The following is a 21,971-nucleotide window of genomic DNA, read 5'->3' as shown; positions in this document are numbered from 1 at the left end:
TTCGATCCTCCCCCGAAAATCGAACGCCTGCCTTTTCCTCCCCCTAGCCTTTTGGGAGCGCGCCATGCTGGACGCCGGTCTGAAGACCCAGTTGACCACCTACCTGCAGAACCTGCGCCAGCCGATCGAACTGGTCGCCTCCCTCGGCGACGACAAGGGTTCGAAGGACATGCTCTCCCTGCTGGAAGACGTGGCCTCGACCTCCGACAAGGTCAGCCTGAACCTGGCCGGCGACGACGCCCGCAAGCCGTCCTTCGCCATCACCCGCGCGGCTGGCGACGCTGATGTCCGCTTCGCCGGCCTGCCGCTGGGCCACGAGTTCACCTCGCTGGTGCTGGCCCTGCTGCACGTCGGCGGCCACCCGCCGCGCCTCGACGCCGAGGTGATCGAGCGCATCAAGGGCCTGGACGGCGACTACAGCTTCGAGACCTATTTCTCGCAGTCCTGCCAGAACTGCCCCGACGTGGTGCAGGCGCTGAACACCATGAGCGCCCTGAACCCCCGCATCCGCCACGTCGCCATCGACGGCGCCTTGTTCCAGGCGGAAGTCGAGCAGCGCCAGGTCATGGCCGTGCCGACCATCCTGCTGAACGGCCAGCCGTTCGGCCAGGGCCGCATGGAGGTCGAGCAGATCCTGGCCAAGCTCGACACCGGCGCCGAAGCCCGCGCCGCCGAGAAGATCAAGACCAAGGACGCCTTCGAGGTTCTGGTCATCGGCGGTGGTCCCGCTGGCGCGGCCGCGGCCGTCTACGCCGCCCGTAAGGGTATCCGTACGGGTGTGGCGGCCGAGCGCTTCGGCGGCCAGGTGCTCGACACCATGGCCATCGAGAACTTCATCTCGGTGCAGCACACCGAAGGCCCCAAGCTGGCCACGGCGCTGGAACAGCACGTCAAGCAGTACGACGTCGACGTGATGAACCTGCAGAAGGCCGTCGGCCTGGTGGCGCCGAAGACCCCGGGCGGCCTGATCGAGGTCAAGCTCGAGAACGGCGCCAGCCTGAAGTCGCGCACCGTGATCCTGTCCACCGGCGCCCGCTGGCGGAACGTCAACGTGCCCGGCGAAGCCGAGTACAAGAACAAGGGCGTTGCCTATTGCCCGCACTGCGACGGCCCGCTGTTCAAGGGCAAGCGCGTGGCGGTGATCGGCGGCGGCAACAGCGGCGTCGAGGCGGCCATCGACCTGGCCGGCATCGTCGCCCACGTCACCCTGATCGAGTACGACAGCCAGCTGCGCGCCGACGCCGTTCTGCAACGCAAGCTCGCCAGCCTGCCCAACGTCACCATCGTCACCTCGGCCATGACCACCGAGATCCACGGCGACGGCGCCAAGGTCAGCGGCCTGTCCTACAAGGACCGCAACCACGACACGGCCCACCGCGTCGATCTGGAAGGCGTGTTCGTGCAGATCGGCCTGGTGCCCAACACCGAGTGGCTGAAGGACTCGAACGTCGCCCTGAGCAATCGCGGCGAGATCGAGGTCGACTACCGCGGCGAGACCTCGATGCCGGGCGTCTTCGCGGCCGGCGACGCCACCACCACGCCGTACAAGCAGATCATCATCGCCATGGGCGAGGGCGCCAAAGCCTCGCTGTCGGCCTTCGACTACCTGATCCGCCTTCCCGCTGAGCAGGCCGAAGCGGCCTGATCGGCCTCACGGACTGAAACGACGACGGCCCGGACGAGCGATCGTCCGGGCCTTTTCGCTTGTGTAGGGCGGGGCTGGTCAACCTGCGCGCTTGCTCTAGTCTTTCCGGGCGTGGCGTCAGGGGGAGGGCGGCCGGTGAAGATCAAGCGCGGGACGTGGGCCAGGATCGTCGGCTGGGTGCTGTTTGCTCCCGTGGCCGCCCTTGTGGCCGTTGGGGCGCTGTTCCGCATCCAGGGCGGCGTCGACTACCTCTGGTACATCGCCACCCGCAGCGACGTCTTCAACACCTGGGCCGTGCTGTCGATCCTGACGGTCGTGACCGGGGTGGCGGGCCTTGCCGGCGCCGCGTTCTGAATCTGGCGTCGCCGCATGGCCTATGCGGCCGCCTTCCTGGCCCTGACGATCCCCGCGCCGATGATCGCCGAGGCCAGCAGCTGCGACTGGTACGGCTGCGCGCCCATCACCTGGGCCGCGCTGCATCCCGAGATGCTGGCCTGGGAGGTCCGTCTGCGCGACGCCGACGCGGACGCCGCCAAGGGTATCGCCTTCGATACGCTGCGTCTGTCCTACATGCCCTACACCGCCGCCGCGCCCCGGCGTGAAGGCCGCGTCTGGCGCCTTGAGACCCGAACCGACCAGGGCGTGCGCGGCTCCCACGACGTGCTGGTCGACGCCAGGACCGGCCGCGCGGCCGTGGTCCCCGTCGACGCCCCGGCCTCGCTCCTGCGCTAGGCCACCGCGGCCTGGATCCCCGCCAGCAGGTTGGCGGCGGTGATCGGCTTGGAGACATGCAGGTCGGCGCCGGCGTCCAGGGCTTCGTGGCGGTGCTTCATCAGGGCGTTGGCGCTGAGCATGACGATCGGCGTGCGCGTCGCGCCGCGCTCGGCCTCCAGGGCGCGGATGGCCCGGGTGGCGGTCAGGCCGTCCATGCGCGGCATCTGCATGTCCATCAGCACCACGTCGAACGCGCCGTCCCCGAAAGCGGCGATCGCCTCCAGCCCGTCCTCGACGGTCACCACTTCGGCTCCTTGTGTGGCCAGGATCAGCTGGGCGACACGCTGGTTGGTGGGGTGGTCCTCGACCAGCAGCACGCGCAGCGGCTGGTCGGGCAGGGCGATCGGCTCAAGCGGGACGGGATCGACGTCGGCGTCGGCTTCGACGGCCTCCTGCAGACGGGGCAGGCTGAGCGTGACGACGAAGCGGCTGCCGACGCCCGGCCGCGACGTGGCGGAGATCTCGCCGCCCATCATCTCGACCAGCGAGCGGCAGATCGACAGCCCCAGGCCCGTGCCGCCGAACCGGCGGCTGATCGACTGGTCGGCCTGGCTGAAGCGGTTGAACAGGTCCCCGGCCTGGTCGGCCTCGAAGCCGATGCCAGTGTCCTCGATCTCGAAGGTCAGGCGGGTCTCGCCGGCGATTTCCTCGGAGCCGACGCGCAGGGTCACCCCGCCCTCGTCGGTGAACTTGATGGCGTTCGACAGCAGGTTGTTGAGCACCTGGCTCAGGCGCATGCCGTCGCCCAGGTGCCGGCCGCCGGTGAGGGCCGGGCGCTCGATGGTGAAGGTCAGGCCCTTCTCCTGCGCCCGCCGGCGCAGCACCTCGACGCCGGGACGCAGCGCCTGGTCGAGGTTGAACGAGCGGTTCTCCAGCTGCAGCTGGCCGGCCTCGATCTTGGAGACGTCGAGAAAGTCGGACACCAGCCGCTCCAGCGTCGCGCCGGAGTCGCGCACCAGCCCGACCATCTCGGCCTGCTCGGGGCTGAGCGTCGTGCGCGACAGGGCGTCGATGATGCCGATGACGCCGTTCAGCGGCGTGCGGATCTCGTGGCTGATATTGGCCAGGAAGTCGGACTTGGCCCGGTTGGCGGCCTCGGCCGCCATCTTGGCCTCAAGCAGGTGGCGCTCGGCCGCGACCCGGTCGGTGACGTCGCGCGCCACGCCGTAGATGCGGTCGCCGGCCCGCTGGGCCCGCCATTCCAGCGTGCGGTAGTGGCCGTCGGCATGGCGATAGCGGTTGATGAAGCCGAGGACGGGATCGCCGTCGCGCCGGGTCTCGACCTCGACGACGCTGTCCTGGGTGCCGGGCATGTCTTCCGGATGGACCAGCCGCAGCAGGGGCCGGCCTTCCATGTCCTCGGGGCTGTGCCCCAGCTTGGTCTGCCAGGACCGGCTGGCCTTCAGCACCGTGCCCTGCAGGTCGCGTATGACCAGCAGGTCGAGCGAGACCTCGAAGAACGAACTGGCGTCCACGAGCAAGGCTTCGCGGCCTGAGGCCTGGGTCACGATCGAAATCCCCGATAACGCCGACTAGAGTTCAGCCTAGCGCAACAAGGTTAAATTCCGATATCGATGATTTCGGTGGGTTTTTTCGCGAAAAGAGAGTGTCGTCAATAATTCTTCTTTTGCGAGAATTATTGACGACCATTGGTATCTGGTTGGGAGGCGCGACTGAATCCCTCTCTCTTTGAGAGAGGGAGGGGCCCACGCCAAAGGCGGGGGAGGGTGAGAGGTAACAAACTCACCGAACGAGGCGCGGTCGTTCGACCTCGCGGTTTACTGGTGCGGATAAGGGAGGGCGGCGTCTAGAAGCCCGTCGGAACGCTTTGGGATTTGCCGGCCGGCGGTGAAACCTCTCACCCTCCCACCGCTTCGCGGCGGGCCCCTCCCTCTCTCAAAGAGAGAGGGTTCCTCTAAGCCTCCGCCGCCCACCCCCGCGCCACATAGGCCGCGGCCACCGCCTCGGCGATCTTGATGCCGTCCACGCCCGCCGACAGGATCCCCCCGGCGTAGCCCGCGCCTTCGCCGGCCGGGAACAGGCCGGCGGTGTTGAGGCTCTGGCCGTCCTTGCCGCGGGTGATGCGGATCGGCGAGGAGGTGCGGGTCTCGACGCCGGTCATCAGCACGTCCGGGTGGTCGTAGCCGGCGATCTGGCGGCCGAAGACGGGCAGGGCCTCGCGCATGGCCTCCAGCACGAACGGCGGCAGGCATTGCGCCAGATCCGTCATCTTGATCCCCGGCTTGTAGGACGGAGAGACCTCGCCCAGCGCTTCCGAAGCCCGGCCGGCCATGAAGTCGCCGACCTTCTGGGCCGGGGCCTTGTAGTCGCCGCCGCCGGCGGTGAAGGCCAGGGACTCCCACTTGCGCTGGAATTCGATGCCGGCCAGCGGGTGGCCCGGATAGTCGCGCTCGGGATCGATGGCCACCACGAAGCCGGAGTTGGCGTTGCGCTCGTTGCGCGAATACTGGCTCATGCCGTTGGTCACGACCCGGTTCGGCTCCGAGGTCGCCGCCACCACCGTGCCGCCCGGGCACATGCAGAAGCTGTAGACCGTGCGGCCGTTCGAACAGTGATGCGACAGGCTGTAGTCGGCCGCGCCCAGGTCTGGATGGCCGGCGCAGGCCCCGAACCGCGCCTTGTCCATCCACGACTGCGGGTGCTCGATGCGCACGCCGATCGAGAACGGCTTGGCCTCGATGTGGACGCCGCGCTCGTGCAGGACCTCGAAGGTGTCGCGGGCGCTGTGGCCCACGGCCAGCACCACGTGCTCGGTCTCCAGATACTCGCCGGTCGACAGGCGCAGGCCCTTGAGTTTGCGCGCGCCGTCCTGCCCGGTCTCGATCTCGAAATCCTCGACCCGGTGCTGCCAGCGGTATTCGCCGCCCAGGCTCTCGATCAGGGCGCGGATGTTCTCGACCATGTGCACCAGGCGGAAGGTGCCGATGTGCGGGTGGGCCTCGGTCAGGATCTCCTCGGGCGCGCCGGCGGCGACGAACTCCTCCAGCACCTTGCGGCCCAGGAAGCGCGGATCCTTGATCTGGCTGTAGAGCTTGCCGTCCGAGAAGGTGCCAGCGCCCCCTTCGCCGAACTGGACGTTGGACTCCGGGTTCAGCTCGCTCTTGCGCCACAGGGCCCAGGTGTCCTTGGTGCGCTCGCGCACCACCTTGCCGCGGTCGAGGATGATCGGCTTGAAACCCATCCGGGCCAGGATCAGGCCAGCGAACAGGCCGCAGGGACCGGCCCCGATCACCACCGGACGCGGACCGTCGAAGCCTTCCGGCGCGCGGACGGGGAAGCGGTAGTCGGTGTCGGGAGTCGGCCGCACCTGATGGTCGGCGGCGAAGCGCTCCAGCACGGCGGCCTCGTCGCGCAGGGCGACGTCGACCGTGTAGATCATCAGGATCGCCGACTTCTTGCGAGCGTCATGGGCCCGCCGCCAGAGCCTGACGTCCAGCAGGTCGGCCGGCTCGATCCCCAGGCGCGCGCAAATGGCCGGAGCCATGGCCTCCGGCGGATGGTCCAGGGGCAGCTTCAGTTCGGAAAGACGCAGCATAAGCGCGGGTTTAGCGGGTTGGGGACCGCATTTCCATCATTCCCTACCCGTCAGGATAGGGCGCTTCCCTCCCCCTTGATGGGGGAGGGGCAGGGGTGGGGGTGGCTGCGGCGGTTGAAGCCGCGCACGGCCGCCAGCTCAGCAGGTCACCCCCATCCCCGACCCTTCCCCCATCAAGGGGGAAGGGAGTTCACACCGCCAGCCGCTTCAGCCGCTCGCGCAGCTCCACCAGCTCCGGCAGTGGGGTGTCCAGCTTGCAGAAGAACTGCTCGGCCACTTCCAGCGCCTTGTCGCGCATGGCGTCGCCCGCTTCGGTCAGCGACACGATCACCCGCCGCTCGTCCTGCGGGTCGCGGCCGCGGGCGATCAGGCCGGCGGTCTCCAGGCGCTTGAGCAGGGGGGTGAGGGTGCTGGACTCCAGGTCCAGCGCCTCGCCCACCTCGCCCACCGTGCGCGGGCTCTTCTCCCACAGCACCAGCAGGGCCAGGTACTGCGGATAGGTGATGCCCAGCGCGTCGAGCAGCGGCCGGTAGAGCCGCGTCACCCGGTTGGCGGCGCTGTACAGCGCGAAGCAGAGCTGGCGGTCGAGGCGCAAGACCTCGACCGCCCCATTCTGAAGCGTCTCATGCTTGGTTATTTCGGCTTCCGAACTCATGCGGCCTTTACGCTGAGGGCGACGTCGATGTTGCCGCGGGTGGCGTTGGAATAGGGGCAGACCTGGTGCGCCGTGGCAACCAGGGCTTCGGCGGCTTCCTGCGAAAGGCCTTGGGTCTCGACTTCCAGGGCGACCTCGAGCTTGAAGCCGACCTCCTGGGCGGCCAGGCCCACGACGCCGGTGACGGTCGAGCCGGTCAGCGGGATCTTCTGCTGGCGGGCCACGAAGGCCATGGCGCTCTGGAAGCAGGCGGCGTAGCCGGCCGCGAACAGCTGCTCGGGATTGGTGCCGTCTTCCTTGCCGCCCAAGGCCTTGGGCATGGCCAGGCGCACGTCCAGCAGGCCGTCGGCGCTGCGGACGCCGCCTTCGCGGCCGCCGTTGGCCGTGGCGCGGGTTTGGTAGAGAGTGCTCATCGGGTTCGCTCCTGCGATTGAATTGGTGAGTACGATTTAATCGTGCACGATATAAAAACAAGAGCGACGACGTCGATTTTTCGCGCGCTTGATTTTGGCCGTCGGCGCGGGTCAGCCTCGCCCTCTCGAAAGACGGGGGAGGGGCGCATGGGATTCTGGTTTCTGAAGGCGGGCCTGGTGGCCGCGCTGACGCTGGCCAGCCCCGCCTGGGCGCAGCCACAGAAGGCGACGCTCGACACCGCCGACGTCGATCTCTTCTACCGCCTCTATGACCAGACCGGCGGCCGGCCCAGCGCCGAGCAGCTGCAGAGCCGCTACATCGACGCCGGCTCGCCGGGCCTGCGCACCTTCTTCGACGCCCGCCGCACGACCGCGACCCGCCTGGCCGAGACCATCGCCGCCCGGCCCGAGCTCTACAGCCGCGCCCGCGACTGCGCCGCGACCCTGCCGCGGGTGAAGGGCCGGGTCGATACGGCCCTGGCCAGGTTCGCGGTCCTTTATCCGCAAGCGCGCGTCCCGTCGGTGACGCTCGCCGTCGGCCGCGGCAAGCCGATCGCCATCGGCAGTCCGGTCACAGGCGTGCAGGTGGGGCTGGAGGCGCTGTGCACCGTCGATTTCATCGATCCCGACGTCGAAAGCCGCTTCGTCGGCGTGCTGATCCACGAATACGCCCACGCCCAGCAGAACCCGCTGCTGACCGAGAAGCAGCAGCCCACCGTGCTGGAAAGCGCGCTTGTCGAAGGGGGGGCCGAGTTCGTCACCCAGCTGCTGCTGGGCCGCCCGGCCTATGTCTATTTCGGGCCGCTGACCAAGGGTCGCGAGCGCGAGATCGAGACGACCTTCGCCGCCGATCTCGACAAGACCGACCTGTCGGCCTGGTTCTACAATTCCACGCTCGAGAAGCCCGCCGACCTCGGCTACTGGGTCGGCTACCGCATCGCCAAGGCCTATTACGACAAGGCCCCGGACAAGCAGGCGGCCCTGCGCGAGATCCTCACGGTCTCGGACGTCCACGCTTTCCTGGCCGCCAGCGGCTGGACGCCGGGCATGACGCTGGAGTGAGGCTTAGGCCGCCCAGGCGGCGGCGAAGCGCTTCAGCTGCGAGCGGGCGGCGCTTTCGTGCACGGTTCCGGTGCGCTCCAGGCGCAGGAAGAGGTCGCCGGCCGGATGGGCGCCGCGGGCGGGCAGGCCCTGGCCGTTCAGGCGCACGAGGCCCCGCTCGGCGGCCTTGGTCGAGATCCACACGGTGCGCGGGCCGATGACGGTGTCCAGCTCCACGCGGCCGCCTTCGGCCAGGACCTGGGCGTCCAGCTGCACGGTCAGCCACAGGTCGTGGCTGCGCACCAGGGCGGCGGGATCGGCCTTGATGCGCACGGTCAGCAGGGTGTCGCCGACGCGCACGGTGTCGCGCTGGCGAAGGCCCGCGGGCAGGGTCAGGCGCAGGCGGCGATCGCCGATCCGGGCCTCCAGCGCGCCGCCGGAAAAGGCGAAGGCCGCGTCGATGTCCAGGCAGGCCTGGCTCGGCATGGCCGGGGTCTCGACGGTGGCGGGCGGAAAGCCCATGGGCGCGGGCGCATCCACGCCCTGCAGCATGCGATAGGCCGCCAGCACGTCGCGGAACAGGACCGCGTCGCCGCCCGGACGGTCCGGGTGGGCGCGCTTGGCGGCCTCGCGATAGGCCGCGCGCAGCTCGCGCTCGTCGGCGCCGGGCGCGACGCCCAGAATGGCGCGGGCGGCGGAAAGGGACAGGGAAGGGGCCGAGGCGGCGGTCATGCCGCGACCCTCGCGCGGACTTGGTCAACGCCGGGTTAAGTTAAGACTTTCGGTCAGCTCCGTGCGGCGATCAGCGCCAGGCTTCCGAACATCACGACCATCACGGTGACCATGCCGATGACCAGCCAGGAACCGCTGCGTTTGTGCCAGGTGATGGGCACGTGGGTGGAGGGGCCCTCGGTCCGCGCCCTCAGCGCCCAGCGCTTTACATCCTGCATCGCCGCGTACACGCCGGCGACGAAGGCGCCGCCATAGATCAGGATGCAGCTCAACCAGTCGAGCAGACCCTCCGGCGGTCGGGTCCGCAGCCTGTCGACGAGCCAGAAGGCGCTGATCGCGATCCAGAGCATGAACGGGATTCAGGCGAGGCGGGCGCGGGTTGCTAGCGTCATGCGGCGAAACTGAGGGGCGAGCAGGCCCAGGTCAAGCATGGCCCCCGGACGCCCGCGGGCCTATATCCAGAGCATGACCGACGCGCCGCTGATCCCCGCCTCGCCCAGCGAGGACGACTACGTCTCCCAGGTGACCACCGCGACCCCGCCGCCGCTGCTGCCGGAGGGCGATCCGATCCACCTGTTCGGCGAGTGGCTGGCCGAGGCCGGCAAGTCCGAGCCCAACGATCCCAACGCCATGACCGTCTCGACGGTCGACGCCGACGGCATGCCCGACTCGCGCATGGTGCTGCTGAAGGAGGTCGATAGCCGCGGCTTCGTCTTCTACACCAACCTGGAAAGCGCCAAGGGCGTCGAGCTGGCGGCCAATCCCAAGGCCGCCCTGCTGTTCCACTGGAAGTCGCTGCGCCGCCAGGTGCGGGTGCGCGGCGTGGTCGAGCCGGTCAGCGAGGCCGAGGCCGACGCCTATTTCGCCAGCCGCGCTCGGCACAGCCAACTGGGCGCCTGGGCCAGCGACCAGTCGCGGCCGCTGCCCGACCGCCTGGCGCTGGAGCGCCGCGTGGCCGAGATGGGCCTCAAGCACGGCCTGATCGGCAAGGTGCCGCGCCCGCCGCACTGGTCGGGCTTCCGGATCGTGCCGCAGGTCATCGAGTTCTGGCGCGACCGCCCGTTCCGCCTGCACGAGCGGCTGGTCTACGACCGCGTCGACGGCGCCTGGACGACCAGGCGGCTGTTCCCCTGACCTGAGCCTCAGTAGCCCGAGCAGCGCTCGGCGTAGTTCGGGTCGATGTCGTGGTCGGCCAGGATGCAGGCCAGCTGGCCGACCCGATCGCGCGTCAACCGCGCCGCCAGCGCTTCGGTCGAGGCCTTGGGCCAGGCGACCGGCGCGAAGGCCAGCCAGGCGTCGCGATAGGCGATCCAGGCCCGCTCGGTCTCGCGCACGCCCTCGCGGGTGATCTCGCCGAACTGTCCCGGCCCCCGGGGCGGCAGCTCGCCCATGGCCACGGCGTACACGCGGTTGAGACTGCTGTCGTAGTCGCGATGCTCGCCCACGCCCGTGACGCGGGCCGCGCCTGACAGCTGCTCCAGTTGCTCGACATGGACGTCGTGGATGTCTTCCGAGATCCGCAGCGGAACGCCCCGGTTCATGGCGCCGGGCGGGGCCTCGTTGGCCTGCCGCACCTCGACGAACCGCGCCTCGGCCGCGTTCAACGCCGCGTAGGCCTGGCGGGCCGCCGGCGAGAAGCCCCGCGTCAGCACCGCCAGCTTCGCGGCGCGCACCGGCTGCGCCTGCCGCGCCCCGTGCGCCAGGCAAACCGGCGCGGAGACGTTGGACGAGCCGGGAACCACGTCGCGGCAGTAATCGAAGGGCTCGTCCGCTGGTCCGCCCCTGCGACGGACGTCCAGCGCCTGCACCAGGGTGTCGCTGTCGACCGGCGCGCCCCAGGTGGCGCAGGCCATGTGCACCGCCAGGTCGAGATCCTTCTTCGCGCCCCGGCCGTTGGCGTAGATGGTCATCAGCATGCCGGCGCCGGCGAACGGCTCGTACGGCTCTTCGCCGGTCTTCATTTCCAGGATGGCGCACTGGCGGGCCTTGGCCGGATCGGCCGCCATGCCGATCCCGTAGTAAAGCGCCTCGGACGAGCAGCCCTTCAGCGCCCGGGCGGTCACCGCGTCGGGAACGTCCTGTGGCGGCGGGGCGCGGTCGCGCACGGCCCGGCACAGGGCCTGACTCCTGGCGAACTGCGGATCGCCGTAATTGCGGCCGTCCGGCTCGCCGAAATAGCCGTCCTGGGCGGCGAACCCGCACAGCGCCAGCGCGGCCAGGGCCACGGCCCCGGCGATCGCGATCCTTGTCGGCATGACTTCCCCCTGCAGCCCCCAGGACGGCGCGCGCAACGCGCCGCCGTCGCCGCCAGCCTAAGGCGGCGACGGGCGTTCGTCATGGGGACCCTACTTGGTCGCGTATCGCGCCAGGAAGGTCTCGACCGCGTCCTCGGCGATCTGGTTCACCGGCCGGTCGGGCTGCACGTCGTCGCCGGCCGACAGGCCCAGCACCAGGGTGGCGTGGTCGAGCATGCCCATCAGCTGGCCGGCCGCCCAGGAGGGCTTGTCGACCTTGAGGTCGCCGGACGCGGTCAGCTCCTTGACCACCTGGATGGCCGCCCCGCCCAGCGACTCGCGGGCCGCGCCCAGAAAGTGGTCGGCCACCCCCTCGAACCGCCTTCGCTCGGCGGTCACCATCCGGAACATCGCCCGCGTCTCCGGCGTGGCGAAGAAGGTGGCGTAGGCGCGGGAGAGGGCGGTGAGCCGCGCTCGGGCGTCGCCGACCGCATTGGTGCTTTCACGCACCGGCTCGGCCATGCTCCGTACGCTGTCGACGACGACGGTGCGGAACAGCTCGGCCTTGCTTGGGAAGTAGGCATAGAGCGTGGCGGTCGAGACGCCCGCGGCGCGGGCTACCGATTCCATGCCCGCGTCGGCGTAGCCTTCCTTGAGGAAGATCTCGCGCGCCGCCGCCAGGATCTCGGCCTTCTTGTGCTCGGAGCGCTTCAGGCCGGAGCCGATGAGCATGGTGGCCTCAACATCAGACTGTGGTTGTCAAACGCTACTATCGTCTAAGTAGATGTAGCAAGCGTCCGCGAGGACTTGCAGCGAACTTTGCGCTATGGGACGCCCCGGCGCCGCCGATCGGGGCGGGCGAAGACGAGGTTGGACGGCGTGATCAAGGACGCGGAAGCGGCGCGCGAAACGGAAATCGCGGCCTGGCTCGGCGCGAAGGCCGACCAGACGATCGAGACCTCGTGCGCTCGGGTGTTCCTGGTGGGCGAGTCCGCCTTCAAGGTGAAGCGGCCGGTCGATTTCGGCTTCCTCGACTATTCGACCCTGGAGCTGCGCCGCTGGTCGTTGCAGCGCGAGCTTTCCTTCAACCGCGCCGCCGCCCCCGACATCTATCGCGCCGTGCGCCAGCTGACCCGGTCAGCCGACGGCGGGATCGAGATCGACGGCCAGGGCGAGGTCGTCGAGTACGCGCTCGAGATGCGCCGCTTCGACGGCGAGGCCGTGCTGGCCTCCCAGCCCTGGGCCATCGACGACGCCCTGGAGGAATCGCTGGGCCGCACCATCGCCCAGTTCCACGCCGGCGCCGCGCTGCGCCCGCAGGGCGGCGGCGTCTCGGCCCTCGGCTACACCATAGCCTCCAACGCCAACCTGCTGCGGGGCCTGGCGCCTCGCCTGGGCGCCCAGGCCGTTGAGCGGCTGGTCGAGGAGACGGACCTGGCTCTCAAGCGCCTGGGTCCGCAGCTCGACGCCCGCGCGGCCGAGGGCTTCGCCCGCCACTGCCACGGCGACCTGCACCTGGGGAACATCCTGATCGAGGACGGCAAGCCGATCCTCTTCGACTGCATCGAGTTCAACGACGCCCTGTCGGACATCGACGTGCAGTACGATCTGGCCTTCCTGCTGATGGACCTGGACTTCCGCCGTCGCCGCGACGCCGCCGGCCGGGTGCTGAACGCCTATCTCGACGAGGCCGCCCGCACCTTCGGCGAGGGCCTGTGGACGGGGCTGGCCGCCCTGCCGCTGATGCTCAGCGTCCGCGCCGCCGTGCGCACCCACGTCTGGGCCTATACCGGCGACGACGAGGCCGCGCGCGCCTACCTGGCCACGGCCATCGAGCACCTGGCGCCCAAGCCGGTCAGCCTGGTGGCCACCGGCGGCCTGTCGGGTTCGGGCAAGTCGACCTTCGCCCGCGTCTGCGCGCCGGGCCTGGGCGCGGCCCCCGGGGCGGTGGTGCTGCGCACCGACGAGATCCGCAAGCGCCTGTGGAACGCGCCCACCCTGCAGCGCCTGCCCAAGGAGGCCTATACCGCCGAGGTCAGCGACAAGGTCTATGACGAGCTGTTCCGCGACGCCGAACTGGTGCTGCGGGCCGGCCGCTCGGTGGTGGTCGACGCCGTCTTCATCAAGCCCGAACAGCGCGCCCGCGCCGAGGCCCTGGCCAAGAAGCTCGACGTCGCCTTCCAGGGCGTCTGGCTGGAAGCCCCGGCCGAAGTCCTCCGCGCCCGCGTCGCCGCCCGCGTCAACGACGCCTCCGACGCCGACGTCGCCGTGCTGGAAAGCCAGCTGGTGCGCGATACGGGGGAGATCGACTGGCGTCGGGTGGACACGGTCAGCGCGTTCGAGGACGAGGCCCGGGCGCTGGCGGAGCAGATGGGTTAAAAACCTCCCCCTCTGGGGGAGGCGGCCGAAGGCCGGTGGGGGGACGTTTTCAGCTTCCAGACCGCCGGCCGACTTCGAAATTACTCCCCCCACCGATCGCTGCGCGATCGCCTCCCCCATAGGGGGAGGTTCCTTGTGGCCGGGAGAAGGATCCTGGCTACCCCACCGCCGCCTGCGGAGGAGGCGTCCGGTCCAGGGTCGCGACGATGGCCGCGATCAGGTCCATCGGCTTGACCGGCTTGCCCAGGTGCTCGTCGAAGCCCAGCTTCAGGAACCGTTCGCGGTCGCCGGTCATGGCCGAGGCGGTCAGGGCGATCACCGGGGTGTCGGCGGGGCCGGCGGCGCCGGAGCGGATTTCCGACAGGGCGGTGACCCCGTCCATCACCGGCATGTTGATGTCCATCAGCACGCAGTCGAAGTGCGAGGCGCGCAGGGCGTCCAGGGCCTGGCGGCCGTCCTCGACCACCGTCAGGTCGACGCCGGCGGCCTCCAGCATCAGCCGCACGACCATCTGGTTCATCGGATTGTCCTCGGCCATCAGCACGCGGGGGACCACCTCGTCGTCCTCGTTGGCCGTTTCGGGGACGGCGGCGGGCAGTGGCGGGGGCGCCGGCTGGGGCGCGCGGATCATGAACAGGAACCGCGCCCCGCGCTGGGCGGGCTCCAGGCTCAGGTCGCCGCCCATCCGCCGGGCCAGGGCTCGGGCGATGGTCAGGCCCAGCCCCATGCCGCCATGGGCGCGCGAGATGGTTTCGTCAGCCTGGGTGAAGCTCTCGAAGATCCTTTCCGCATAGGCCGGGTCGATCCCCGGCCCGGTGTCGGTGATCCGCACGGCCACGGTCTCCAGACCGTCCGGCGCGTCGCCCTGGCTCGAAATCTCGATCGTCACCCCGCCCAACCGCGTGAACTTCAGGGCGTTGGACATCAGCCCGCCCAGCACCTGGCGGATCCGCGCCGCGTCGGCGTGCAGGCGCTGCGGCGTCGAGGGATCGATGCGTACGTCCACCGTCAGGCCGCGAGCCATGGCCATGTCGGTCCAGGCGTCGGCCACGGCGTGGACCAGGTCGTGCAGGTCGAAGTCGCAGGGCGTCAGTTCGGTCTCGCCGGCGTCGAGGCGAGCGATGTCGAGCACGTCGGTCAGCAGCTGCATCAGGCTGTCGCCCGATTGCAGCATCAGGTCGACATAGTCGCGCTGGCGCTCGTCCAGATCGGTGCCCTTCAGGGCGTGGGCCAGGCCCAGCAGGCCGTTCATCGGCGTGCGCATCTCGTGGCTCATGGTCGCCACGAACACCGACTTGACCTGCGAGGCGGCCAGGGCGCGCTCTTTCTCCTGTCGCAGGCCGCGGGTCAGGGCGTCCATCCGGCGAGCGGCCGCGCGGTTCAGCAGCATGGCGTTGATGGTGGTGGCCACCACCATGACCAGCGCCCACTTGTTGGTCGGATGGCCCACTCCATGCGGGGCATGCAGGAAGAACGGGAAGATCACTAGGCTGGCCAGCGGCGGGGCGGCGGTGATCACCAGCAGGCTCAGCGGCTGGTGGCGGAAGTTCTGGGTGAAGATGATGCCGCCCACGCACACCCCGAGGGCGGCGATGCGCAGGTCGGCGTCGGGGAACAGCCACAGCGAGACCGCCAGCCAGGTCCACACCACGTTGATCGGGATCGAGGCCAGCACGAAGGCCGCGCGCAGCCGGTCGGTGGTCGGCATGTCGGGCTTGAAGCGGCGGGTCACCGTCCAGGCCAGCGCCTCGCAGGCGGTGAGGCAGGCGAACCAGGTCACCGCCATGACCGGCCCCAGGGCCGCGCCGACCACCAGGGCGACCACGGCCGCCGAGACGACGCGCACGGTCATCAGGCGGTGGGTGTCCGCCGCGACTTCATCCAGCCGTTCGTCTGCGCCTAGCGCGTCGAGCCATCTCAAGGCTTGCGCTCCCGTTTCTTACGCGGGTCAAAAACAGTCCCGCTGAAGCTAGCCGCAAAACGGCGTTCTGGGAGTGAACGGGCGGTGCGGCCGATCAGCGCGGCCGTGTGGTGAAGGTATAACTCTACACTTGCGTGCAGACGGGCGCAAAGTCCGCTCGCCGCTTGGGAGAACCGGAGGCTCGCCCAAGGTTTCGCTCAGGGCGCGCCATGCGTTGCGTGGGGCGGCGGCGCCCGCTAGCGTCTTCTAAACAATGATAAGGACGCGGGAGAGCGGTTTCGATGCAAGGTTTGATGCAGCATGGCGCTCTGACGCTCGACAAGATCATCGACCACGCCGCCCAGTGGCACGGCGGCCGCGAGGTGGTCACCCGGTCGGTCGAAGGGCCCATCGTCCGCACGACCTACGCTGAGATCCAGAACCGCGCCAAGCGGGTGTCGAACCTGCTGCTGTCGCTGGGCATCACGCCTGGCGACCGGGTCGGCACCCTGGCCTGGAACACCGCCCGCCATATCGAGACCTGGTACGGGATCATGGGCATCGGCGCGGTGTGCCACACGCTCAACCCGCGCCTCTTCCCCGAGCAGATCGCCTGGATCGCCGACCACGGCGGCGACAAGGTGATCTTCACCGACCTGACCTTCCTGCCGATCATCGCCGGGATCATTCCCCGCCTGCCCAATGTCGAGCACGTGGTGGTGTTCACCGACCGCGACCACATGCCGGCCGACTTCCGCCTGGCCGGCGAAGCTCCGCACTTCAAGGGTCTGCTCTGCTACGAGGACCTGGTCGCCGAGCAGTCGGCCGACTGCGTCTGGGGCGGGTTCGACGAGGGCACGGCCGCCGGCCTCTGCTACACCTCGGGCACGACGGGCGACCCCAAGGGGGTGATGTACTCGCACCGCTCGAACTTCCTGCACACCTTCATCACCATGCAGCCCGACGTCATGGGCCTGTCGCAGCGCGACGTGATCCTGCCGGTGGTGCCGATGTTCCACGCCAACGCCTGGGGCGTGGCCTTCTCGGCCCCGGCCACCGGCGCCAAGATCGTCATGCCGGGCGCGCGGATGGACGGGGCGGCGATCCACGAGCTGCTCGAGACCGAGGGCGTCACCTTCTCGGCCGCCGTGCCCACCGTCTGGCAGATGCTGCTGCAGCACCTGGAAAGCACGGGCGGCACGATCTCGACCCTGAAGAAGGTGGTGATCGGCGGGGCGGCCTGTCCCGAGACCATCATCCGCGCCTTCCACGAGAAGTACGGCGTCGAGGTGGTCCACGCCTGGGGCATGACCGAGACCTCGCCGGTCGGCACGCTGTCGACCATGACCGACGCGCTGGAAAAGCTGCCCTACGACCAGCAGATGCCCTATCGCCTCAAGCAGGGCCGCCCGCCGATGGGCGTCGAGCTGAAGCTGACCGACGACGACGGGAACGCCCTGCCGCACGACGGCAAGGCCTTCGGGCACCTGAAGATCCGCGGCCCGATCATCGCCGCCGAATACTTCCGGGGCGCCGGCGGCAAGATCCTCGACGCCGACGGCTTCTTCGACACCGGCGACGTGGCGACCATCGACGATATGGGCTTCATGCAGATCACCGACCGCGCCAAGGACGTCGTGAAGTCCGGCGGTGAGTGGATCAGCACGATCGAGATCGAGAACATCGCCGTCGGCCATCCCAAGGCGGCCCTGGCCGCCGTGATCGGCGTGCCGCACCCCAAGTGGGACGAGCGGCCGATCCTGCTGGTCAAGCTGAAGGAGGGCGAGACCGCCACCAAGGAGGAGTTCCTCGACTTCCTGCAGGGCAAGATCGCCAAGTGGTGGATGCCCGACGACGTCGTCTTCGTCGACGAGATCCCGCTGGGCGCCACCGGCAAGATCGACAAGAAGGTCATCCGTCAGCGGATGAAGGACTACGTCCTGCCGACCATCGCCGCCGCCGCGGCCGGAACCGCCACCCTGGCCGCCGCCGACGGGGCCGGCGCGCCGGTGCTCTACGCGCCCGATCCGGTCGAAACGCCGGAAGACGTCGCTGAAGCCGTCGAGCCCGTCCACGAACCCGAGGTGCTGGCCGCCCAGGCCGAAGCCGAGCCGATCAGCGCCGAGGCCCTGGCCGCCTCGCTGCCCGATCCCGAGCCGATCCCGGTCGCGCACGTCGCCCCTGTGGCCGAACCCGCCGAGCCGCCCGCGCCGGAAGACGTGTTCCCGCACGAGCCGCTGGTCGAGTCCGAGGCCAAGCCGCTGGAGCCGACGCCCGAGACGGCCTTCGACGCCCCGCCGGTGTTCGTGGCCGAAGAAGCGCCGCTGGCCATGCCGATCCAGCCGTCGTCCAAGGGCCGCAAGGCCAAGGCCGCGAAGACCGCCAAGGCGCCGGCGGCCGGGAAGGGCGGCTGGGCCGCGCCGATCCTGATCGGGGCGGTGGTCATCGCCCTGGTCCCGGCCGCGCTGATCGTGGTCGGGGCGCTGGGCGCGCGCTTTGGCCTGCTGGACAAGGCGATCGCCTACGACCTGATGACCCGCGATCTGGCGCCGCTGGTCGCCTGGCTGAGCCTCGGCACGGGGGCGCTAGGCGTCGTCGTGGCGATGATCGGCGGCGTCCAGCGCCACTGGAAGCGGGCCCTGCTGGCCCTGGCCATCACCATCGCCACCCTCGGCGTGCTGTTCCTGGCCACCGGCGTCGGCGGCCGCGCCGCCCCCGTCGGCGACGTCGCCACCGACTGGAAGGCCCCGCTGGGCTTCTCCGAGGCGGTGCTGGCCGCGCGCGGGGAGGCCGCCGCCCCGGTGCTCGACGATCCCAGCCTGCCGGTCGGCTCCGAACTGTTCGCCGGCCGTCGCGTCGCCGAGGTCAACGCCGAGACCTGTCCGGCCGCCAAGACCCTGGTGCTCGACCGCACGCCGGCCGACGCCTACGAGGCCGCCAAGGCCGCCGTCCAGGCCAAGGGCCTCAAGCTGGTCACCGACGATCCCAACGACGGCCGCATCGAGGCCGCCGGCGCCAGCTTCTGGTACGGCATGAAGGACGACCTCGTCGTCCGCGTCCGCCCCGACAGCGCCGGGGCCCGCGTCGACGTCCGCTCCCTCGCCCGCGACGCCGGCGGCGACCTCGGCCGCAACTGCGGCCGCGTGACCGGCGTGCTGAAGGCGATCAAGGGCTGACCGCTCTCCCTTCCCCCTCGATGGGGAAGGGCCGGGGATGGGGGTGACGCGGCGGTTCAGCTGCAAACGCCGTAGGTCACCCCCACCCAACCCTCCCCCATCAAGGGGGAGGGCTTGTGACTATTTGTACAACCAATGGGCGCAATTTGGCGCATTCTGCCTGGGAGCGATCGGGAGGCTCCCATGATCTTGGACGGCAGGGACATCGGCGACGGCGGCGTCATCGCCACCCAGGTATGCATCGTCGGCTCGGGGCCGGCGGGGATCACGGCGGCCCTGCTGCTGCAGAAGGCCGGCTACAAGGTCGTGCTGATCGAGGGCGGCCGCAACCCGCGCTACTACCAGGAAAGCTGGGCCGAGAAGAACCTGCTCTACGCCGGCCAGGCCGAGGGGCTGTTCACGACCAACGAGCCGGACTTCCTCATCCAGCCCTATGCGGGGCAGTCGGCCCGGGGCTGGGAGCGCGAGCGCGTCTATGGCGGCACCTCCACCCACTGGGGCGGCCAGACCCGGCCGCTGGATCCGATCACCTTCGAGGCCCGGCCGGGCTTTCCGGGCTGGCCGATCACCTATGAAGACCTCATCCCCTACTACGCCCAGGCGGCGAAACTCTGCGTGCTCAACGGCGACGACTTCAGCGCCGACTACTGGGCGGGAGTGCTGAGCGCCGAGGTCCCCGACATCGCCGGCTTCGACACCGAGATGTACCAGTTCATGGGCGGGGCCTACACGAACTTCGCCACCCGCACCTTCGACGGGGCCACGGCCGCCGAGGCCATCGCCGAGATCATCGTCAACGCCACCCTGCTGGAGATCCAGCACGCCGGCGGCGTCGTGCAGGGCCTGCGGGTCGCCTCGCTGGACACCAGCTTTCCGCCGGCCAAGGCGACCGAGTTCACGATCACGGCCGACGTCTACGTGCTGGCCTGCGGCGCGGTCGAGAACGCCCGCCAGCTCCTGCTGTCGGAAGCCGGCAACGACCAGGTCGGCCGCTACTTCCAGTGCCATCCGCTCAGCGGCGGCTCGGCCCTGAGCGTCAGCGGAAACTTCATCAGCCCGGCCGCGATGCGCCTGATCAAGGGCCAGACCCCGACCGGAACCTGGACCGACGACAACGGCGTCACCGTCCAGGGCCGGTTCTCGCCCAGCGCCGACGTCCAGCGCCAGTACGGCATCGGCAGCTGCTGGTTCCGCACCTACACCTCCTCGTACTATTTCGAGATGCGGCCCAACGACGAGAGCCGGATCACCCTGGCCGACACGGTCGATCCGGTGTTCGGCCAGCCGCAGACCAGGATCCGCTGGGAGGTGGGCCCCGGCGACCAGCACACCTACGAGACCTCGACGCTGCTGTTCCAGCAGGCGATCGGCGCGCTCGGCGGCCAGTTCTACTATCCGTCGTGGGACGACCTGAAGAGCCAGCTGATCGTCAACGGCCACCATATCGGCACGACGCGGATGTCGGCCGACCCGGCCAAGGGCGCGGTCGACGCCGACCTTCGGGTCCACGGGCTCGACAACCTCTATGTCGCCGGCTCGTCGGTGTTCCCGCAGGGCGGCATCTCCAACCCGACCCTCAGCATCGTGGCCCTGTCGATCCGGCTGGCCGAACACCTGGGCGAGCGGCTGGGACGCGCCAGTCCGCTGCGGACCGCCGAGCTTGAAGACGCCTGAACGGGGCCTTTGCGTCGCCGCCCGGGGGAGGGGGCTTCAGCCTCGCGGCAGCTCCAGATGCAGGAACTGGTTGAAGTCGCTGGCCACGTAGTCGCCGAAGGCCCCGCCGTCGACGAAGCCGCGCCGGCGATAAAGGGTCAGGGCCGCGTCGAACGCGGGGCCACTGCCAGTCTCCAGGCTCAGGCGGCCCAGGCCCAGGGCGCGCGCCTCGTCGATCACGCGTTCGAGCAGGGCCGCGCCCACGCCCTTGCGCAGATGGTCGGGGTGGGTGCGCATCGACTTCACCTCGCCGGTCGCCGCGTCCAGCCGCTTCAAGGCGCCGATCCCCAGGATCGCCTCGCCCTCCCAGGCGCTCCACACCGCCACGCCCGGCGCCTGCAGGCCCGACAGGTCGAGCGCGAAGACGTGCCCTGGCGGCGAGCTGGCGTGCATGCCGGCCAGATGCAGCCGCAGCAGGTTCTGCGTGCGCTCGTCGGTCAGGTCGGCGTCGCGGATGTGCATGTCGTCGTGATCCTTCAGGCCCCCGGCAGGGTCACCGTGAACGTCGAGCCCTCGCCCGGCCGGCTCTCCACCGTGATCTCGCCGCCCATCTGGCGGGCCAGGCGGCGCGAGATGGCCAGGCCCAGGCCCGTGCCGCCGAACTGCTCGGCCGTGCCGGCCACCTGCTCGAAGCGCTCGAAGATGCGGTCCAACTGGTCGGCGGGGATGCCGACGCCGGTGTCGCCGACCGCGAGGTCCAGGGCGCCGTCGCGCGTCGCCACCCGCAGCGAGACCTCGCCGCTTTCCGTGAACTTCAGGGCGTTGCCCAGCAGGTTGACCAGGATCTGGCGCAGACGGGCGGCGTCGCCGCGCACCGTCGGCAGGTCCGGCCCGATCTCCAGTGTCAGGGTCACGCCCTTGTCCTGGGCCCGCTCGGCGAACAGCTCGACGGCCGAGCGCGCGACCGTCTCGATGTCGATCGGCGCGTCGGCGAGGTCGCTCGCCCCCGCTTCCAGGCGGGCCAGGTCCAGCACGTCGTTGACGATGGTCAGCAGCTTCTCGCCCGCGCCCTTGGCCTTGGTCGCCAGCATCCGCTCCTTGTCGGGCAGGTTGGGCGAGGCGGCCAGCAGGCCGTTGAAGCCGATCACGCTGGTCAGCGGCGTGCGCAGCTCGTGAGTCATGTTGGCCAGGAACTCGCTCTTGGCCTCGGTCGCCGCCTGGGCCTGGCGGGTCAGGAGTTCGCTGCGCGCGGCCAGCAGCCGCAGGTCCATCTCGGTGACGACGATCTGGGCCAGGGCCTCCAGCCGGCGTTTTTCCTCGGCCGACAGCGGCGGGCGCGCCTTGCGGTCGATCAGGCACAGGGCCCCCAGGCGATGGCCGCTGGGCAGGCGCAGCGGCGCGCCGGCGTAGAAGCGGATGTTCGGGTCGTCGGTGACGAAGGGATTGTCGTGGAAGCGCTCGTCGTGCTCCGGATCGAGCACCTCGGTCACCTCGTCCGACTGGATCGTGTAGTGGCAGAAGGCGTCCTCGCGCGGCGTGCCGCCCGGCTCCAGCCCGACGATCGACTTGATCCACTGCCGGTCGGCGTCGATCAGGGTGATAGCGGCGATCGGCATGTCGAACAGCTCGGCCGCCAGGGCGGTGATGCGGTCGAACGCGGCCTCCGGCGGGGTGTCGACCAGGCCGTATTCGTGCAGCGCCGCCAGCCGGGCGTTCTCGTCGCTGGTGAACATGAACTCTTACGCTGACCGCCTCGGCGCGGGAGGAACGCCGCGAGGTTATTTCGCCTAGGAGGCGAGGGTCTGTCGAGGGG

The 21,971-nt window shown here is 69.9% G+C and carries 19 protein-coding genes; 8 read left to right on the top strand and 11 right to left on the bottom strand.

Going from position 1 to position 21,971, the window contains the following annotated elements; all coding sequences use genetic code 11:
- Positions 1–64: 64 nt before the first annotated feature.
- From ahpF to AC1RRS_RS10345, 3 genes are all read left to right on the top strand, one after another.
- A complete protein-coding gene (ahpF, locus tag AC1RRS_RS10355; protein ID WP_492855090.1) occupies positions 65–1,645 on the top strand; it encodes an alkyl hydroperoxide reductase subunit F in 1,581 nt (526 codons plus the stop codon).
- Positions 1,646–1,780: 135 nt separating this feature from the next.
- Positions 1,781–1,999 (top strand): hypothetical protein, encoded by a 219-nt coding sequence (locus tag AC1RRS_RS10350; protein ID WP_492855089.1) that lies wholly within the window; start codon positions 1,781–1,783, stop codon positions 1,997–1,999.
- A gap of 15 nt (positions 2,000–2,014) precedes the next feature.
- Positions 2,015–2,377: a hypothetical protein gene (locus AC1RRS_RS10345; protein ID WP_492855088.1), complete on the top strand. Its 363-nt coding sequence runs from the start codon at positions 2,015–2,017 to the stop codon at positions 2,375–2,377.
- Here AC1RRS_RS10345 and AC1RRS_RS10340 read toward each other — a convergent pair.
- The 4 genes from AC1RRS_RS10340 to AC1RRS_RS10325 all read right to left on the bottom strand — a co-directional run bounded on the left by AC1RRS_RS10340 (position 2,374) and on the right by AC1RRS_RS10325 (position 7,043).
- A complete protein-coding gene (locus AC1RRS_RS10340; protein WP_492855087.1) occupies positions 2,374–3,927 on the bottom strand; it encodes an ATP-binding protein in 1,554 nt (517 codons plus the stop codon). The genes AC1RRS_RS10345 and AC1RRS_RS10340 overlap by 4 nt on opposite strands.
- A 407-nt stretch (positions 3,928–4,334) precedes the next feature.
- Positions 4,335–5,975: an NAD(P)/FAD-dependent oxidoreductase gene (locus tag AC1RRS_RS10335; protein WP_492855086.1), complete on the bottom strand. Its 1,641-nt coding sequence runs from the start codon at positions 5,973–5,975 to the stop codon at positions 4,335–4,337.
- 190 nt (positions 5,976–6,165) lie between these two features.
- A complete protein-coding gene (locus tag AC1RRS_RS10330) occupies positions 6,166–6,630 on the bottom strand; it encodes a MarR family winged helix-turn-helix transcriptional regulator (protein WP_492855085.1) in 465 nt (154 codons plus the stop codon).
- On the bottom strand, positions 6,627–7,043 hold the full coding sequence (locus AC1RRS_RS10325) for an organic hydroperoxide resistance protein (RefSeq protein ID WP_492855084.1): 417 nt from the start codon (positions 7,041–7,043) through the stop codon (positions 6,627–6,629). Before AC1RRS_RS10325 ends, AC1RRS_RS10330 begins: the two co-directional genes overlap by 4 nt.
- A gap of 147 nt (positions 7,044–7,190) precedes the next feature.
- Here AC1RRS_RS10325 and AC1RRS_RS10320 point away from each other — a divergent pair, with 147 nt between their 5' ends.
- A complete protein-coding gene (locus AC1RRS_RS10320; protein ID WP_492855083.1) occupies positions 7,191–8,105 on the top strand; it encodes a DUF2268 domain-containing putative Zn-dependent protease in 915 nt (304 codons plus the stop codon).
- A 3-nt stretch (positions 8,106–8,108) separates the two neighbouring features.
- Here AC1RRS_RS10320 and AC1RRS_RS10315 read toward each other — a convergent pair whose 3' ends face one another.
- Positions 8,109–8,816: a DnaJ domain-containing protein gene (locus AC1RRS_RS10315; protein ID WP_492855081.1), complete on the bottom strand. Its 708-nt coding sequence runs from the start codon at positions 8,814–8,816 to the stop codon at positions 8,109–8,111.
- 53 nt (positions 8,817–8,869) lie between these two features.
- A complete protein-coding gene (locus tag AC1RRS_RS10310; RefSeq protein WP_492855080.1) occupies positions 8,870–9,166 on the bottom strand; it encodes a hypothetical protein in 297 nt (98 codons plus the stop codon).
- A gap of 115 nt (positions 9,167–9,281) precedes the next feature.
- Here AC1RRS_RS10310 and pdxH point away from each other — a divergent pair, with 115 nt between their 5' ends.
- On the top strand, positions 9,282–9,950 hold the full coding sequence (gene pdxH, locus AC1RRS_RS10305) for a pyridoxamine 5'-phosphate oxidase (protein WP_492855079.1): 669 nt from the start codon (positions 9,282–9,284) through the stop codon (positions 9,948–9,950).
- An 8-nt stretch (positions 9,951–9,958) separates the two neighbouring features.
- On the opposite strand, the gene AC1RRS_RS10300 is transcribed toward pdxH, so the two are convergent.
- Both AC1RRS_RS10300 and AC1RRS_RS10295 read right to left on the bottom strand, forming a co-directional pair.
- Positions 9,959–11,071: a lysozyme inhibitor LprI family protein gene (locus AC1RRS_RS10300; protein ID WP_492855078.1), complete on the bottom strand. Its 1,113-nt coding sequence runs from the start codon at positions 11,069–11,071 to the stop codon at positions 9,959–9,961.
- A gap of 90 nt (positions 11,072–11,161) precedes the next feature.
- The gene (locus AC1RRS_RS10295) at positions 11,162–11,782 is read right to left on the bottom strand and encodes a TetR/AcrR family transcriptional regulator (protein ID WP_492855077.1); all 621 of its coding nucleotides are present in this window, start codon (positions 11,780–11,782) and stop codon (positions 11,162–11,164) included.
- 147 nt (positions 11,783–11,929) lie between these two features.
- Here AC1RRS_RS10295 and AC1RRS_RS10290 point away from each other — a divergent pair, with 147 nt between their 5' ends.
- A complete protein-coding gene (locus AC1RRS_RS10290; protein WP_492855306.1) occupies positions 11,930–13,429 on the top strand; it encodes a bifunctional aminoglycoside phosphotransferase/ATP-binding protein in 1,500 nt (499 codons plus the stop codon).
- Positions 13,430–13,586: 157 nt separating this feature from the next.
- Here the strand turns inward: AC1RRS_RS10290 and AC1RRS_RS10285 are convergent, their stop codons facing one another.
- Positions 13,587–15,350, bottom strand: a complete 1,764-nt coding sequence (locus tag AC1RRS_RS10285) for a response regulator (protein WP_492855076.1) — start codon at positions 15,348–15,350, stop codon at positions 13,587–13,589.
- A gap of 281 nt (positions 15,351–15,631) precedes the next feature.
- Here AC1RRS_RS10285 and AC1RRS_RS10280 point away from each other — a divergent pair, with 281 nt between their 5' ends.
- Both AC1RRS_RS10280 and AC1RRS_RS10275 read left to right on the top strand, forming a co-directional pair.
- Positions 15,632–18,505: a long-chain-fatty-acid--CoA ligase gene (locus AC1RRS_RS10280; RefSeq protein WP_492855075.1), complete on the top strand. Its 2,874-nt coding sequence runs from the start codon at positions 15,632–15,634 to the stop codon at positions 18,503–18,505.
- 183 nt (positions 18,506–18,688) lie between these two features.
- A complete protein-coding gene (locus tag AC1RRS_RS10275) occupies positions 18,689–20,179 on the top strand; it encodes an FAD-dependent oxidoreductase (RefSeq protein WP_492855074.1) in 1,491 nt (496 codons plus the stop codon).
- Positions 20,180–20,215: 36 nt separating this feature from the next.
- Here the strand turns inward: AC1RRS_RS10275 and AC1RRS_RS10270 are convergent, their stop codons facing one another.
- Both AC1RRS_RS10270 and AC1RRS_RS10265 read right to left on the bottom strand, forming a co-directional pair.
- Positions 20,216–20,680, bottom strand: coding sequence for a GNAT family N-acetyltransferase (locus AC1RRS_RS10270; RefSeq protein ID WP_492855073.1), 465 nt, complete (start codon positions 20,678–20,680; stop codon positions 20,216–20,218).
- 14 nt (positions 20,681–20,694) lie between these two features.
- Positions 20,695–21,891, bottom strand: a complete 1,197-nt coding sequence (locus AC1RRS_RS10265) for a GAF domain-containing sensor histidine kinase (RefSeq protein ID WP_492855072.1) — start codon at positions 21,889–21,891, stop codon at positions 20,695–20,697.
- Positions 21,892–21,971 lie beyond the last annotated feature (80 nt).

The sequence above is a fragment of the Caulobacter sp. GW821-FHT12A07 genome (assembly GCF_058807655.1).
This window is presented reverse-complemented; position numbering and strand designations above follow the sequence as displayed.

What these genes read in the sequence shown, in the direction of transcription:
- AC1RRS_RS10280 (WP_492855075.1), top strand. Translation starts at nt 15,632, where the DNA reads ATGCAAGGTTTGATGCAGCATGGCGCTCTGACGCTCGACAAGATCATC.
- AC1RRS_RS10275 (WP_492855074.1), top strand. Translation starts at nt 18,689, where the DNA reads ATGATCTTGGACGGCAGGGACATCGGCGACGGCGGCGTCATCGCCACC.
- AC1RRS_RS10325 (WP_492855084.1), bottom strand. Translation starts at nt 7,043, where the DNA reads ATGAGCACTCTCTACCAAACCCGCGCCACGGCCAACGGCGGCCGCGAA.
- AC1RRS_RS10300 (WP_492855078.1), bottom strand. Translation starts at nt 11,071, where the DNA reads ATGCCGACAAGGATCGCGATCGCCGGGGCCGTGGCCCTGGCCGCGCTG.
- AC1RRS_RS10270 (WP_492855073.1), bottom strand. Translation starts at nt 20,680, where the DNA reads ATGCACATCCGCGACGCCGACCTGACCGACGAGCGCACGCAGAACCTG.
- AC1RRS_RS10265 (WP_492855072.1), bottom strand. Translation starts at nt 21,891, where the DNA reads ATGTTCACCAGCGACGAGAACGCCCGGCTGGCGGCGCTGCACGAATAC.
- AC1RRS_RS10335 (WP_492855086.1), bottom strand. Translation starts at nt 5,975, where the DNA reads ATGCTGCGTCTTTCCGAACTGAAGCTGCCCCTGGACCATCCGCCGGAG.
- AC1RRS_RS10320 (WP_492855083.1), top strand. Translation starts at nt 7,191, where the DNA reads ATGGGATTCTGGTTTCTGAAGGCGGGCCTGGTGGCCGCGCTGACGCTG.
- AC1RRS_RS10295 (WP_492855077.1), bottom strand. Translation starts at nt 11,782, where the DNA reads ATGCTCATCGGCTCCGGCCTGAAGCGCTCCGAGCACAAGAAGGCCGAG.
- AC1RRS_RS10310 (WP_492855080.1), bottom strand. Translation starts at nt 9,166, where the DNA reads ATGCTCTGGATCGCGATCAGCGCCTTCTGGCTCGTCGACAGGCTGCGG.
- AC1RRS_RS10345 (WP_492855088.1), top strand. Translation starts at nt 2,015, where the DNA reads ATGGCCTATGCGGCCGCCTTCCTGGCCCTGACGATCCCCGCGCCGATG.
- ahpF (WP_492855090.1), top strand. Translation starts at nt 65, where the DNA reads ATGCTGGACGCCGGTCTGAAGACCCAGTTGACCACCTACCTGCAGAAC.
- AC1RRS_RS10330 (WP_492855085.1), bottom strand. Translation starts at nt 6,630, where the DNA reads ATGAGTTCGGAAGCCGAAATAACCAAGCATGAGACGCTTCAGAATGGG.
- AC1RRS_RS10315 (WP_492855081.1), bottom strand. Translation starts at nt 8,816, where the DNA reads ATGACCGCCGCCTCGGCCCCTTCCCTGTCCCTTTCCGCCGCCCGCGCC.
- pdxH (WP_492855079.1), top strand. Translation starts at nt 9,282, where the DNA reads ATGACCGACGCGCCGCTGATCCCCGCCTCGCCCAGCGAGGACGACTAC.